The organism is Planktothrix rubescens CCAP 1459/22 (assembly GCA_904830895.1).
Lineage (GTDB): Bacteria > Cyanobacteriota > Cyanobacteriia > Cyanobacteriales > Microcoleaceae > Planktothrix > Planktothrix agardhii.
Map to the genome: position 1 here is coordinate 1,351,882 of LR882958.1, position 12,244 is coordinate 1,364,125.

Genomic DNA, 12,244 nt, shown 5'->3' on the forward strand with positions numbered 1-12,244 from the left:
ACATTTTTTACACGAATATCAGTTTGAATTGCCAAAGTATTCATATTATTCTCCTATTAATGCCAGTGCTTGATTCATTACCCGGTCAGACAGATACATCCCTGATAAGCGTAATTTTTCTAAAATCGGGCGGGCGGTAGGAATGATACCTTGTTGTTTAGCATGGAGAACTAAACCTAGTGTTCCCCGAACCGGAATTCCCAATGCTGCTGCACAGCGGCGGGCTGCTAGATCATCGAGGATTACCTCTGTCCCAGGATGGACATAACCCCAAGTTAGTACGGCGGATTCACCTGCACCTAAATCCCAACTCTGAATCACAGTTGGTACTGGCGGAGTTTCCACAACAACTAGCCAGTTTTTCTGAACAAGTGCTATGGCGGTTACATCCATTTCTCCATAGGCCTGAATCTCTGTTGCTACAGCGGCAGGTACGATAATTTCTTGACTGATGATCTGCAATAATTCCAAAACCCCACCCTTTGTTAAGAATATTAGAGGAGATGTATTGATGGCAGGGGGGATGACTTTCTTATCCAAAGAATCAGCCACGCTCAAGCTCCCGTTGTAGGTCATTAAAGTCAATTACAAACACATCAACTTGCTCACGCGCTAGAGCATCCAAGAAGTCTCTGCGGTTTAAACCCGCAATTTGGGCGGCTTTTTCCTGAGAAATTTCAGCTTTTTGATACCAATAGATAGCAGCAGCTAGGCGCATATCCTGAACAAAATCTTCTGGGGGAAGGCGACGGGCTGAAAAAATTTCTTCAGGTAACTCTAGTGTTACTGTGGTCATGTTTTTTGGGGAGGTTGACGTTTTTTATATGATCATAGCAGTTCCAACTAGAACCAGGAAACGATAGAATACAATTTCAACTCTTACCTTAAATTTATTGATAATAAACGAATATGGGAATACAAATTTCAATTTCTGATTCTGTTCTACAAGCAATTCGTTTACCCGAACAACGTATTGAACAGGAATTGCGACAAGAATTAGCGATCGCTCTCTATAGTCAGGATCTATTATCCTTTGGTAAAGCACGAGAACTGGCTGTTATGGATAAATATGAATTTGGACAACTATTGGGAGAGCGTGGAGTTTTACGACACTACACACCAGAAGAATTAGATGATGATTTGACTTATGCTCGTAGTTAGTGGTTATTGAAGCAAACTTTAGATCAAGGAGAAAATGAATAAATTAGTTCAGCAAGTTATGGAAGAATTGGAAAAACTTCCCGAAGACGAACAAAATGCGATCGCAACCCGTGTTTTAGCACAACTTCAGGTTGAAAATACTGAAAAAAACTCTCAACTTGCTACCTTTAATCGGAATGATTTAGGATCAAAACCATCTGGACGTTCTCGTTGGGATATATCGGTTTATAATCGTGAAAACCAACTGATATTAATTGTTGAAGTGAAGCGACGCTCTAATCCTTCACTCCCTTGGGTGCTAGAATTAGGCTGGAAAATTTTTGAGAGTGAAAATTTTCCAAAAACCCCTTACATTATGTTAGTTTTTACTGATTCAATCTATTTATGGTCTAATCTGAATCATCAAAAACAGATCGCAGAACCTTCTTATATTATTGATGCAACTCCGATTTTTCAACCTTACTTTGAACGGGCTGGAGTCACCGCAGATCAAATCAATCCCCAGAGTTTTGAAATGATTGTTACTTCTTGGTTAAGAGAAATAATTCATTCTCAAACCTTTGGTAAAGAGGGTGATCAATCTCAACAATGGTTAGTTGAGTCAGGGCTAGGGACAGCTATAGCAGGTGGTTATTTTCAATATGAGGATATTGCGTGAATATTTACGTTGAGACTAATTTTATCCTATCTGTTTCATCTACAGCAGAATCAACCAACAATTGCTTGTTTTTTAAACCGTAATTCAAGAGATTTCGATACACCAGAAATTAAAGCAGAATTGAATAGTTTTAATTGCAGAATGATATCACAATTTGATCAGGGATTAAGTTTTATACAATCTCAACTTTTACCTTAAATTTATTTATAATAATAGCGATCGCCTCTTTTATATAAATAAAAGCGATCGCTCTAGGATTAATATTTTAAGGTAGAATATTGAAATGAGCAACAAGAGAATTTATACTAGGGATTGCATTTGATTTTGAGGAGCCGCCGCACCGCGTAATAATCCTTCGGTACTAATATCTTCATCTATTTCTTCCCAATGAATCCCATAACCCCCGCCACAAATTTCCCATTTTTGTAATTGTTCGGGATTAGCTTTTAATAGTCGAGGAAACCAAGCTAAGGGGGTGGTGAGAGTGCGTCCATCCATTAATTCCACACTAAAAGCATCTTCATGGATGAGAACATTTTTTACACGAATATCAGTTTGAATTGCCAAAGTATTCATACCATGCCTCTAAAAATTTTTGTTGATTGACTTCCACAAGGGATTGTATTTTTCTTAACTCTTTAGCATTAAATCCTATATTTTTGGCTAAAGATACGGTCGATAACCAGAATTTAGCTGAGAGATTATCTCTATCAATGTGAATATGGGGAGGTTCGTTGGGTTCATGGCTGTAAAAATAAAAGCGATAGCTTTCAAATCTTAAAACTGTTAGCATTTTTAATAGATACTTTTACCCTAATATATTTAATCATATTGATTTGATTTTGTCAATTTCAGTTGAACAAACAGACATTAACCATCATACATTCCCAAGCATGAGCCTGGGAACGAGGAAATTCTTAACCAGTCCTAATAATTTAGAGCGATCGCTTCTTTTCTATTACTAAAAGCGATCGCTCTAGGATTATGATAGAATTGAGCTATCATAAAATCCTTAAATACTATGACTATTGAAAATCTGGAAGCTCAAGTTATGGCATTGCCAAGGGATTCTCAGGCAATATTGCTATCCCGACTCCTAAAACACTTGGGACAAAGTAGGGAAATTGATCCAGAAGTTACGGCTATCTGGAGTGAGGAAGCCCAAAGGCGCGATCGCGAAATGGATAGCGGCGAAGTTATTGGCATTCCGGCTGAACAAGTGTTTGATCGACGGGGTAAAGAACTTTATGAAAATGTTATCCGCGCTCAAGTAGAGACACCGGAGAATATTGGCAAGATTATTTCAATTAATGTGGAGACGGGTGAATATGAAATTGGTGAAGACTTGGTAGTAACAAGTGGCAAATTACAGGCTAAACAGGCTAATGCAATAATTTGGGCAGAACGGATTGGTTTTGATGCGGTTTATGCCGTTGGTGGTACATTGGTTAGGACGGCATAAATGATGCAAGAAAATGTAGTTGGGCGACAATCGAAAGCAAATCTTATGAAAACATTTACTGCTATAATCGAAAAAGATTCTGATACCAATCTTTACGTTGGTTATATTCCTGGGTTTCCTGGCGCACATTCCCAGGGAGAAACATTGGATGAGTTACAGGAGAATCTGCGTGAGGTAATTGAGATGCTCCTCAACGACTGTTCCTTTTCATAAAGGGCGTGATATATCACCTAGATTGCTTCGGCAGATTGCAATTGATATTGGTTTCACAGTTGAGGAAATGTTGGAGTCGCGGTGATTTAAAATAAAAATAACTTCTAGGAGGCTATAGGTATGACAACCTTATCTAACGAACAAACAGCTATTATCCGTACAGAAAGAGGATTAACAATCGCAGGTACACGCATCACTATCTACGACATCATGGACTATGTGACGGCTCAATATCCACCTAAGTTTATTAGGGGATTATTTGATCTGACAGAAGCACAAATTAACGCGGCTTTAGCTTATATTGATGCCAATCGTGCTGACGTTGAAGTTGAGTATCAACAGGTGCTTAAGGAAGCTGAAGAACTGCGGCTGTATTATGAAGAAAAAAATCGCGATCTGATTGCTAGAATTGCCGCGCAACCTCCCCAACCAGGAACCGAAGCTGCATGGGAAAAACTACGAGCAGCTAAGGCAAAACGTGAGGCTAAAGCATGATTTTTTTGATAGATCATAATCTCAACGGACACGCTATGATTTTCTTTGGTTCTATTGCTAATCAAGGTTGGCTTGATATCCTACCCATTCGCTTTATCACCTTTGATGAAATAGGCTTACCAATTAATACTAATGATCGGGTTGTTTGGCGGCTTGCTCAAGAAAATCAGATGATTTTGCTCACAGCTAATCGCAGTATGAAAGGCAAGGATTCTTTAGAGCAAGTAATGCGTGAAGAAAATACTCCTAATTCATTACCTGTGATTACAGTTGGAAATGCCGATAGACTACTGAATGATTCGGAATATCGAGAACGTTGTGTTGAGCGTCTAATTGAAATTGTGATTGATATTAATACTTATATGGGTGTAAGTCGGCTTTTTATCCCATGAAGTAGGGTAGAGGTTGTTGAAGAAATGCGATCGCTTCTTTTATATCAATAAAAGCGATCGCTCTAGGATTAGTATTTTCTCGTTTCTAGGTTCTACCTAGAAATGATATTCGGGTGGCTCTGCCACCTAAAACCAGAGGCAGAGCCTCTGATCAGACATTCCCAGGCTCCAGCCTGGGAACGAGGGAAATTGAGTGTGTTGTTGATACAGGTTTTGAAGGCTTCTTGACCTTGCCATCTTCTGCGATCGCCAAACTTGGGTTGCCTTACATTGGTGAAATTAATGCAAATTTAGCCGATAATTCTAATGTGGCAACTAACGTTTATTTGGCAACTATTTTGTGGGATGGTGTAGAAAAAGATGTTGCAGTGCTAGGAATGGGTCATCGTCCGCTCATCGGGACTGCACTACTTGAAAATTATCATCTCAGTATAGACTTCTGTGATGGTGGTACGGTTCTTGTGGATGATATTTTGCGATCGTGAGTGAGGAGGAATTTGATTTTGTCAATTTTAGTTGGACAAACAGACATTAACCATCATACATTTCCAAGCATAAGCCTGGGAACGAGGAAATCAAATCAATCCCCAGAGTTTTGAAATGATTGTTACTTCTTGGTTAAGAGAAATAATTCATTCTCAAACCTTTGGTAAAGAGGGTGATCAATCTCAACAATGGTTAGTTGAGTCAGGGCTAGGGACAGCTATAGCAGGTGGTTATTTTCAATATGAGGATATTGCGTGAATATTTACGTTGAGACTAATTTTGTCCTATCTGTTTCATCTACAGCAGAATCAACCAACAATTGCTTGTTTTTTAAACCGTAATTCAAGAGATTTCGATACACCAGAAATTAAAGCAGAATTGAATAGTTTTAATTGCAGAATGATATCACAATTTGATCAGGGATTAAGTTTTATACAATCTCAACTTTTACCTTAAATTTATTTATAATAATAGCGATCGCCTCTTTTCTATCAATAAAAGCGATCGCTCTAGGATTGGTATTTTAGGGTAGAACCTTGAAACTAGCAAACCTTGAAACGAGAAAAATGTTGGAGATGGGGTGAGTTACCTTGAAAAGAGATAATTACAGTTTGACTATTTTTGTGATGGTATTTTATGATACAGTTTTTATGCCTAGAAATAGTGTAATATTAGATATTTAAGTATAATACATTTAATAGGTTTATGTCTCATAATTGGAATGTCATTCTTGTGAAAGTCCCTAGCGATAGTAAAATCTCTATCTTGAAGGCTGTTCGCGAGATAAGCGGTTTAGGATTGAAAGAAGCAAAAGATACCGTAGAATCTGCTCCTATATCTATAGTAAAAACTGCTACAGCAGAAGAAGCGGAGAAATTGGAATTGAAATTAAAAAATGCCGGAGCAATAGTGACTATAGAAGTTTATGAAGAAGAACACTCAGAAAAACTGTTGTTAGATAATTTGCTGGTCGGAGAAAATATAAGTTTTTTAGATGCTATGCAGCAAATTAAAGAGCAGATAGCTATGTTACGAACAAAAGAAATTAAAGCAGAGGAGGAGATATTAACGGCGAACAATACTTTAACCGAAGTCCAAGAGAAATTCAAAGGAATGGCATCAGAGTTAGAAAATTTCGGAAGAACCTCTTTTGGCGATTACGAGAGAGCATATTTAATATCATCCCATCCTGAAATTGTAATTACTGTAGAAGAAATATCTAAAACTAAAGCAAAATTAGCAGAGGCTGAAGATGTGCGATTAAAACGTCAAGAGGTATCAAAGGAAGGGTTGTGGAGCCAAATAAAGAGCTCGGTAGGGAGCTTATTTGATATGGTAGACACTTATAAAAAAGAACTTGAGGAAAATTACATAAATTTAGCTAAGTTAATAATAGTTAATGACGAGCAAAGCGAAAATTTGAATCTAATCTATTTAAAAAATCTTATCAGCGAAGTAAGAAGGCTATATCAGTTGCAATGTTCGGCTGAAAGTGCCAAGAAAGATTTTTTGGCTATAAAAAATCAAGTCGCTTATGAAATAAAATCTTTGGAACGAATTGCTCAGCAAAATATCTCTTTGTGCAGTAACTTTAATGACTTCGAGATAAGCATGAATGGTTTCGATCCAGAACTTAGCAAAAATCTGCGAAAATTAGCAGAAAAAGTTATACCCAAGAAAGAGCAAACAGCAGAAAAAGACTATCCGTATGCTAAAAATACCATTGGTGGAGAGGTCGCTTTAATTGATGATTATGTAGTTATCAGTCAGGGTGCTATTGGCAAATTTTTTAACTTTTTTGACCAAGATGCTAACGTTGTAAAGATTCCAGTGGAAAATATAACAGTTATCAACTTTAAAGCAAGTGGCATTCTTGATGGAACTATTGAATTTGTATATCCTGGATACTTTCCAAAGCCTAATGAGATGAAGCATCAACAAGAAAATGTAATTACTTTTGGAGGAAAAGAGTGTAATGAAAACTTCAGAGCGTTTAAAGAGCTTGTAGAAAAACGAATGAGAGAAATAAAGCAACAACTAGCTAATACTTCAGGAAAACCCTCAGTAGCAGATGAACTAGCTAAGTTTGCAAAGTTACACAAGGAAGGAGTTCTTACTGATGAAGAATTTTCAGCTTTGAAAGCTAAATTACTAGGGTTATAATTTTTAACCGATCAAAATGATATCTATTTGGGGGACTTAGAACCCAATTTAAAATCTTACTTAGAGCGTTTATCGGAATCAGAAAAACAAGTGATATATTGGTTAGCGAATCAAGATCAACCTGTGAATATTTCCCAAAAACCTGCTAATATTGAATTATCAAAACCTCAATTCTGGCAAGTGATACAATCATTAATTCGACATAATTTAATTGAAAAAGTCGAAGCAGAAGGGCGATCGCTATTTCTATTAAATCCAATTTTTCAACACTATATTAAACAGAAGATTAAGGGTTAGGATTGCTATAGTTCTTAATCTTCTCAGAATTAATCGCTATCATTCTCCGACAATCACTCAAAGAATGATAGCTGAAAATATCAATGATCTTTGTCTTTTTTGTACCTAATTTTTAGTGAATAAAACAGTCATGATGAGGGACTTTCAATCTGGGTTTCAGTCTTCATTTATTAGTGTCTTTGTGGTTTATTAAATCACAGAAAATTGTTTTAATTCCCCAGGAATAACCGCCCCTTTTTCTGTTATAATAGCGGTAATTAATTCCGCCGGAGTCACATCAAAAGCCGGATTAAAAAATTCCACTCCTTCGGGACAAATTCGAGTAGTTCCCACCTGATAAAGTTCCGTAGGATCTCGTTCTTCAATCGGAATTTCATCCCCGGTTGCTAATTTAAAATCCACCGTTGATAAGGGTGCAGCCACGAAGAAAGGAACGTTGTGAGCTTTAGCCACAATTGCTAAACTATAGGTTCCAATTTTATTCGCCGCATCGCCATTAGCTGTAATTCGATCTGCTCCAACAATTACCGCATGAATTAACCCCTGTTTCATACAATGGGCTGCCATATTATCGGAAATTAATGTTACTGGAATTTGATCTTGTACGCACTCCCAAGTGGTTAATTTAGCTCCTTGTAACCGGGGGCGAGTTTCGTCGGCATAAACTCGATTTAACCGTCCTGAATTCCAAGCGGAACGAATAACTCCCAAGGCGGTTCCATAACCTCCGGTTGCTAAGGAACCTGTGTTACAATGGGTGAGAATATTCAGTTTTTCGGGTATTTTAGGTAATACAATTAACCCCGCTTCTCCGATGGCAAAACAGGTTTTAATATCGTCTTCCCGAATCGTATTGGCTTTGTGTAATAGGGCGGTTTTAATCTCCTCAATTGTGCCGGGGGTTTCGGTTGCTGTTTGCAACATTTGATCAATCGCCCAAAACAAATTAACCGCCGTGGGACGGGTTGCCCGCAGGACTTGGGCAATGGGTTCTAGTTGGTTCAAAAATTCCTGACGGTCTGAAGTTTGAATCTCCCTCGCCCCCAAATATAAGCCATAGGCTGCGGCAATTCCAATGGCGGGAGCGCCCCGAACAATCATGGTTTTAATGGCTTCTGCCATTTGTTGATAGGTGGTAATTTCTATGCGGGTATATTCATCGGGGAGACGGGTTTGGTCGATGAGGGAAGCGCGATCACTTTCCCAAATAATCGGATAAACTTGAGTTAAAGTTGAGGTCATTTTTAGAGTTAAAATTGATAGTAGAATATTGTTGCCAGTTATTCAATTATAAGTCTAAGAAGTCTCCCATCCTCTAGCTCATAACCAGTATCGGTATCTTGAGCATAATTGAGAAACTCCTGCAAGGACATGATTTTTTCAGTCGTTGCATGGGTCATAGTTGCTTGTCCTCCCATCAACCTATCGGGTGATCCTCATCTATTATAATAATCCTAGACAAAATTAGATTAAATTGAGTTTAAGTTTTAATCTTGTCCAAATCCCACTAATTTTATAGCGCAAATATTTGAACCCAGCTTTATATAATCGTTTAAAATCATAGTCAAATAAAATAGCCATCATATCTTCTAAAGATAAATCCTTGAGATAATAAACTCCTTTATCAATAGACTGGTCACTATATTGTAAATATTTACTCAAACCCATTTGTTCTGACCAGTTCCAAGTTTGAGTATAGGTTTGTTTAATTTCTTGACGATATTCGGCAAAATTAGTTATTTTTCCCGATAGATAATCCTGAATATATCCCGCCGCAATATTAGCATTTTCCATTCCGTGACGAATACCCTCCCCACCCAACATATTAACCATAGAAACTGCGTCTCCAATGGCAATAATATTATCCTGATAATAAATATCTTCTAACCCACTAGAATATTTTAACATTCCCCCATGATGGTTAATAATTTTACAGGGAATTTCTGTTAAATAATCCGTTAGTAATAATTCCAGATATGAACGTAAAGTCTGAGTTTGATTTACCCATTCATGGGAACGATTTAATTTGGCAGAACCGACTTTTAAGCGATTATTTCCCATCGGAAAAATCCAAGAATAGCCCCTGGGCATCCAACGATGACCCAAAAAGAAAATTAAATCTTGAGAATATTTTTGATAATCATTTTCTGAAAGTTCAATTAAATATTCAATTCCTGTCCCGGTTAAATAATTAGGTTGGGGTGCTTTTTTAGCATACATAACAGCCCGAGTCGGCCCAGTCCCATCGACTAAAACTTGAGTTTCTACTGAAATAATTTTCCCGGTAGACCGTTGTTTTAATTCAACAATTGTATTTTGATTCTCTTGAAAATGCTTAATATAGCGATATCCCATCCATACCTCACCGCCCTGGTTAGTAACTTCTGTAGCTAAAAATCCCCGTAATTTGGCAAAATCAAAAACAGCCCCCAAAGGTGTTGGAGACTGCCATTTTTGATTAACATTTGTGGTAATAATCACTAGATTTTGCCAAAAACTTCCAACAACAGTTTCAGGTAAATTAAATTTTTCCAAGGTTTCTAAAGGTGTGGCGGCACTGGAAAAATCATTTTTAGAGAAAGTTTCATGTTGTTCAACTAATAACACTTGCTGACCCGCTTGGGTAAGTTTTCTTGCACATTGACCTCCGGCTGGCCCCGCACCAATAATCACAACATCAAAACGTTTCATCGGAATAAAATCTCAAGTTTAAAGAGCTATTATAGTTTAACAAATTACTGTTAATTTGATCTGATGATTTTGGATAGATGCACGGAGGTCAATATTTTGCGCGGTTTAATTTTTAGAATTGATTTCTCCTTTTAATTCAGGACTTTTTGAGGAGGTTATACTCGATGAAGATTGCAGAATTATTGGGTTGAAAGCAGGAACTTGACAGGTGACTGTATTGGTTTTAGGTAAACAAGCAATGGGTTGAGTCAAAACCGAAGGAATAGAAACAAATTCACCTTTTAAAACAAAGTCATCGGCATTCAAGACAACGCCTAAAATTTCTTGGGTAGATTTGATTTTAATAACTGCATCATCAGTCCGTCCATCCCCATCAAAATCAATTAATTTCGTATAGTCTAAATCTATTTCATTGATGCCATCGGTTAAGCCAATTTTATCCCCATCATTGAACCAATCAAAATTAGAAATCACAGGAGCATGAAACATATTATGGCTGGCATCTTGGGTTTTAAGGACAAATATATCAGTATTGCCGTTACTACTGGGGGTTTGGGCATTTCCCGACATCGGCATGAACAAACTAATCATAAAAGGAACAATTGTGGCAATTAAACAGCTACGAACTTGATTGGAAATCATACATTTTCCTAATGCTTTGATTTCACTCTACCTGGGGATTGAATAGCTTTAGTGGTTAGTGAGTGCTACTATTCTAAGTTCTACAAGGTTGATAGAAAATTGGGGGGTCTATTCCAAGAGAAAACCCTGATTAAATCAAGCAAAATCAGGGTTTTAGAGGTTGTGTCTGTTGGTGAGAAAATAGACAGTTAGAAAATTGGAAAGTTTGCCTTTACACTCTTTAATATCCAGGGGAAACCCGGATTATCCCAAACCCCTAATTTTAAGGATTGGATTTCCCAGTTGTTTTTTGCCTCTTATTTCAACACGGTTTTAGACACAATTCGGGTTTTCTTCTTATCACTTTCGGATAATTCTTCTCCCGATTGTAAGCGAGTAGCGCTGGTTTGTAACACCGTTGCTGCGTTTTTATCCCCCATTTGTAAAGCAGTTTTAGCCGCAGTTTGTAACATAGTTGCTGCCCCCGCCCGGTCGCCTTGTTGCAGTTTGGTTTCGGCAATTTGAGTTTGACGATATTTGGCTAAGGTTAAAATTTGTTGTTGCACAAACCCATCCATTTTGGGTTGATAATCACTGACAAAATTACCTTCCACCATCACCAAATCAGAATATAAATTTTTTAAATCTAAGGAAGGATCATCATAGCGGACTTGAACATGGGCGATCGCTTGTTTTCCGGGGGGAAATTTGTCAAAATATAAATTGGCTAAGACCACCCGATCCATATCTTTCATCACATCCCCTAAACGGACAATCCATTTATCTCCTTCTTTTTGGATTGGTAATTCAATCGTATCGGGGGCAACTTGGGCGATGGGTTTGAGTTCTGCTAACCGAACATTAGGCATTAAATCCAATAATAAATAGGAATTAGTTAAGCCCACCGACTGCATTTTATTGAACAAACGGCTGAATTGATCCAACGCTTGTTCAGGATGTTCAATATAGGCTAAAGTTCCCCCGGCAGCATCGGCAATTTTTTCTAAAACATCGGAGTTCCAATCTTCACCAAACCCCAAAGTATTAATAGTTAAGTTATAACTAGCGGCGAGTTTGGCTAATTTTAAACAGCGATCATTGTCTCCATGTTCGTTTTCACCATCGGTTAATAAAAACCCTTGAGAAATTCGTTCCTGTTTGCCCTTTCCTAATTCTTCAATTCCTAATTTTAGCCCTTCATCAATGGCCGTCCCCCCGGAGGTTTTTAAAGCGTTGATTTTCCGTTTAATATTTTCCAAATCCGTAATATCTTGATTCGGAATTAAAACTTTAGCGCGATGATCAAAGGTTATAATAGAAATGCGATCGCCAGGTTTTAATCGATCCACTAACTCAATTGCCGCCTGTTTCACGGTTTCTAGGGGTTTTCCACTCATAGAACCGCTATGATCTAAAATTAGGCACAAATTCAAAGGGACATCGGCATCACTTTGAGAGGGAAAAGCCGAAATGGAGATCGCCAACTGACGTTGACTGTTGCCAACGGACAGATCAAAGTTGGGATCACTAAGAATTGCTTGTAAACTGAGTTTCATTATGATTACCTGAAGTTGCGCTACTATTTTTATAAGTTTAAGGTTGAGA

The 12,244-nt window shown here is 37.7% G+C and carries 18 protein-coding genes; 10 read left to right on the forward strand and 8 right to left on the reverse strand.

The features are described from left to right. Window positions 1–45: 45 nt before the first annotated feature. Entirely contained in the window at window positions 46–552 is a 507-nt protein-coding gene (locus NMG86_RS06305) for a PIN domain-containing protein (protein ID WP_237157162.1), read from the reverse strand. Beyond that, entirely contained in the window at window positions 545–796 is a 252-nt protein-coding gene (locus tag NMG86_RS06310) for a UPF0175 family protein (protein WP_026789138.1), read from the reverse strand. Before NMG86_RS06310 ends, NMG86_RS06305 begins: the two co-directional genes overlap by 8 nt. Window positions 797–909: 113 nt before the next feature. Between NMG86_RS06310 and NMG86_RS06315 the strand changes: the two genes are divergently transcribed. Continuing rightward, window positions 910–1,161, forward strand: a complete 252-nt coding sequence (locus NMG86_RS06315; RefSeq protein ID WP_026789139.1) for a UPF0175 family protein — start codon at window positions 910–912, stop codon at window positions 1,159–1,161. 34 nt (window positions 1,162–1,195) lie between these two features. Beyond that, entirely contained in the window at window positions 1,196–1,819 is a 624-nt protein-coding gene (locus NMG86_RS06320; RefSeq protein WP_199918697.1) for a hypothetical protein, read from the forward strand. Between the two features lie 300 nt (window positions 1,820–2,119). Here NMG86_RS06320 and NMG86_RS06325 read toward each other — a convergent pair whose 3' ends face one another. After that, window positions 2,120–2,395: a DUF2442 domain-containing protein gene (locus tag NMG86_RS06325; protein WP_026789141.1), complete on the reverse strand. Its 276-nt coding sequence runs from the start codon at window positions 2,393–2,395 to the stop codon at window positions 2,120–2,122. After that, window positions 2,370–2,612, reverse strand: coding sequence for a DUF4160 domain-containing protein (locus tag NMG86_RS06330; RefSeq protein ID WP_026797258.1), 243 nt, complete (start codon window positions 2,610–2,612; stop codon window positions 2,370–2,372). Before NMG86_RS06330 ends, NMG86_RS06325 begins: the two co-directional genes overlap by 26 nt. A 228-nt stretch (window positions 2,613–2,840) precedes the next feature. Here NMG86_RS06330 and NMG86_RS06335 point away from each other — a divergent pair, with 228 nt between their 5' ends. The 8 genes from NMG86_RS06335 to NMG86_RS06370 all read left to right on the forward strand — a co-directional run bounded on the left by NMG86_RS06335 (window position 2,841) and on the right by NMG86_RS06370 (window position 7,327). Further along, on the forward strand, window positions 2,841–3,281 hold the full coding sequence (locus NMG86_RS06335; RefSeq protein WP_043938008.1) for an addiction module protein: 441 nt from the start codon (window positions 2,841–2,843) through the stop codon (window positions 3,279–3,281). Next, the gene (locus NMG86_RS06340) at window positions 3,282–3,494 is read left to right on the forward strand and encodes a type II toxin-antitoxin system HicB family antitoxin (RefSeq protein ID WP_043938009.1); all 213 of its coding nucleotides are present in this window, start codon (window positions 3,282–3,284) and stop codon (window positions 3,492–3,494) included. Window positions 3,495–3,614: 120 nt separating this feature from the next. Further along, the gene (locus tag NMG86_RS06345; protein WP_026789144.1) at window positions 3,615–3,989 is read left to right on the forward strand and encodes a DUF433 domain-containing protein; all 375 of its coding nucleotides are present in this window, start codon (window positions 3,615–3,617) and stop codon (window positions 3,987–3,989) included. Next, on the forward strand, window positions 3,986–4,381 hold the full coding sequence (locus NMG86_RS06350) for a DUF5615 family PIN-like protein (protein WP_026789145.1): 396 nt from the start codon (window positions 3,986–3,988) through the stop codon (window positions 4,379–4,381). Before NMG86_RS06345 ends, NMG86_RS06350 begins: the two co-directional genes overlap by 4 nt. A gap of 113 nt (window positions 4,382–4,494) precedes the next feature. Continuing rightward, window positions 4,495–4,866, forward strand: coding sequence for a clan AA aspartic protease (locus tag NMG86_RS06355; RefSeq protein WP_237157161.1), 372 nt, complete (start codon window positions 4,495–4,497; stop codon window positions 4,864–4,866). A 115-nt stretch (window positions 4,867–4,981) separates the two neighbouring features. After that, a complete protein-coding gene (locus NMG86_RS06360; RefSeq protein WP_158442145.1) occupies window positions 4,982–5,125 on the forward strand; it encodes a hypothetical protein in 144 nt (47 codons plus the stop codon). 447 nt (window positions 5,126–5,572) lie between these two features. Continuing rightward, window positions 5,573–7,030: a ribosomal protein L7/L12 gene (locus NMG86_RS06365; protein WP_052338653.1), complete on the forward strand. Its 1,458-nt coding sequence runs from the start codon at window positions 5,573–5,575 to the stop codon at window positions 7,028–7,030. A gap of 27 nt (window positions 7,031–7,057) precedes the next feature. After that, complete coding sequence (locus NMG86_RS06370; protein ID WP_026797260.1) at window positions 7,058–7,327, forward strand: hypothetical protein; 270 nt, start codon at window positions 7,058–7,060, stop codon at window positions 7,325–7,327. A 189-nt stretch (window positions 7,328–7,516) separates the two neighbouring features. Here the strand turns inward: NMG86_RS06370 and mtnA are convergent, their stop codons facing one another. The 4 genes from mtnA to NMG86_RS06390 form a co-directional block, all read right to left on the reverse strand. Further along, on the reverse strand, window positions 7,517–8,569 hold the full coding sequence (gene mtnA, locus NMG86_RS06375; RefSeq protein ID WP_026797261.1) for an S-methyl-5-thioribose-1-phosphate isomerase: 1,053 nt from the start codon (window positions 8,567–8,569) through the stop codon (window positions 7,517–7,519). A gap of 222 nt (window positions 8,570–8,791) precedes the next feature. Then, complete coding sequence (locus tag NMG86_RS06380) at window positions 8,792–10,018, reverse strand: NAD(P)/FAD-dependent oxidoreductase (RefSeq protein WP_043938811.1); 1,227 nt, start codon at window positions 10,016–10,018, stop codon at window positions 8,792–8,794. A 105-nt stretch (window positions 10,019–10,123) separates the two neighbouring features. After that, window positions 10,124–10,660, reverse strand: coding sequence for a hypothetical protein (locus NMG86_RS06385; RefSeq protein WP_052338654.1), 537 nt, complete (start codon window positions 10,658–10,660; stop codon window positions 10,124–10,126). A gap of 296 nt (window positions 10,661–10,956) precedes the next feature. Beyond that, on the reverse strand, window positions 10,957–12,195 hold the full coding sequence (locus tag NMG86_RS06390; protein WP_026797262.1) for a vWA domain-containing protein: 1,239 nt from the start codon (window positions 12,193–12,195) through the stop codon (window positions 10,957–10,959). Window positions 12,196–12,244 lie beyond the last annotated feature (49 nt).

Bases quoted from the DNA above. Each gene is read 5' to 3' on its own strand.
- NMG86_RS06320 (WP_199918697.1), top strand. From the start codon at position 1,196: ATGAATAAATTAGTTCAGCAAGTTATGGAAGAATTGGAAAAACTTCCC.
- NMG86_RS06315 (WP_026789139.1), top strand. From the start codon at position 910: ATGGGAATACAAATTTCAATTTCTGATTCTGTTCTACAAGCAATTCGT.
- NMG86_RS06345 (WP_026789144.1), top strand. From the start codon at position 3,615: ATGACAACCTTATCTAACGAACAAACAGCTATTATCCGTACAGAAAGA.
- NMG86_RS06365 (WP_052338653.1), top strand. From the start codon at position 5,573: ATGTCTCATAATTGGAATGTCATTCTTGTGAAAGTCCCTAGCGATAGT.
- mtnA (WP_026797261.1), bottom strand. From the start codon at position 8,569: ATGACCTCAACTTTAACTCAAGTTTATCCGATTATTTGGGAAAGTGAT.
- NMG86_RS06350 (WP_026789145.1), top strand. From the start codon at position 3,986: ATGATTTTTTTGATAGATCATAATCTCAACGGACACGCTATGATTTTC.
- NMG86_RS06360 (WP_158442145.1), top strand. From the start codon at position 4,982: ATGATTGTTACTTCTTGGTTAAGAGAAATAATTCATTCTCAAACCTTT.
- NMG86_RS06390 (WP_026797262.1), bottom strand. From the start codon at position 12,195: ATGAAACTCAGTTTACAAGCAATTCTTAGTGATCCCAACTTTGATCTG.
- NMG86_RS06325 (WP_026789141.1), bottom strand. From the start codon at position 2,395: ATGAATACTTTGGCAATTCAAACTGATATTCGTGTAAAAAATGTTCTC.
- NMG86_RS06385 (WP_052338654.1), bottom strand. From the start codon at position 10,660: ATGATTTCCAATCAAGTTCGTAGCTGTTTAATTGCCACAATTGTTCCT.
- NMG86_RS06330 (WP_026797258.1), bottom strand. From the start codon at position 2,612: ATGCTAACAGTTTTAAGATTTGAAAGCTATCGCTTTTATTTTTACAGC.
- NMG86_RS06340 (WP_043938009.1), top strand. From the start codon at position 3,282: ATGATGCAAGAAAATGTAGTTGGGCGACAATCGAAAGCAAATCTTATG.
- NMG86_RS06380 (WP_043938811.1), bottom strand. From the start codon at position 10,018: ATGAAACGTTTTGATGTTGTGATTATTGGTGCGGGGCCAGCCGGAGGT.
- NMG86_RS06335 (WP_043938008.1), top strand. From the start codon at position 2,841: ATGACTATTGAAAATCTGGAAGCTCAAGTTATGGCATTGCCAAGGGAT.
- NMG86_RS06310 (WP_026789138.1), bottom strand. From the start codon at position 796: ATGACCACAGTAACACTAGAGTTACCTGAAGAAATTTTTTCAGCCCGT.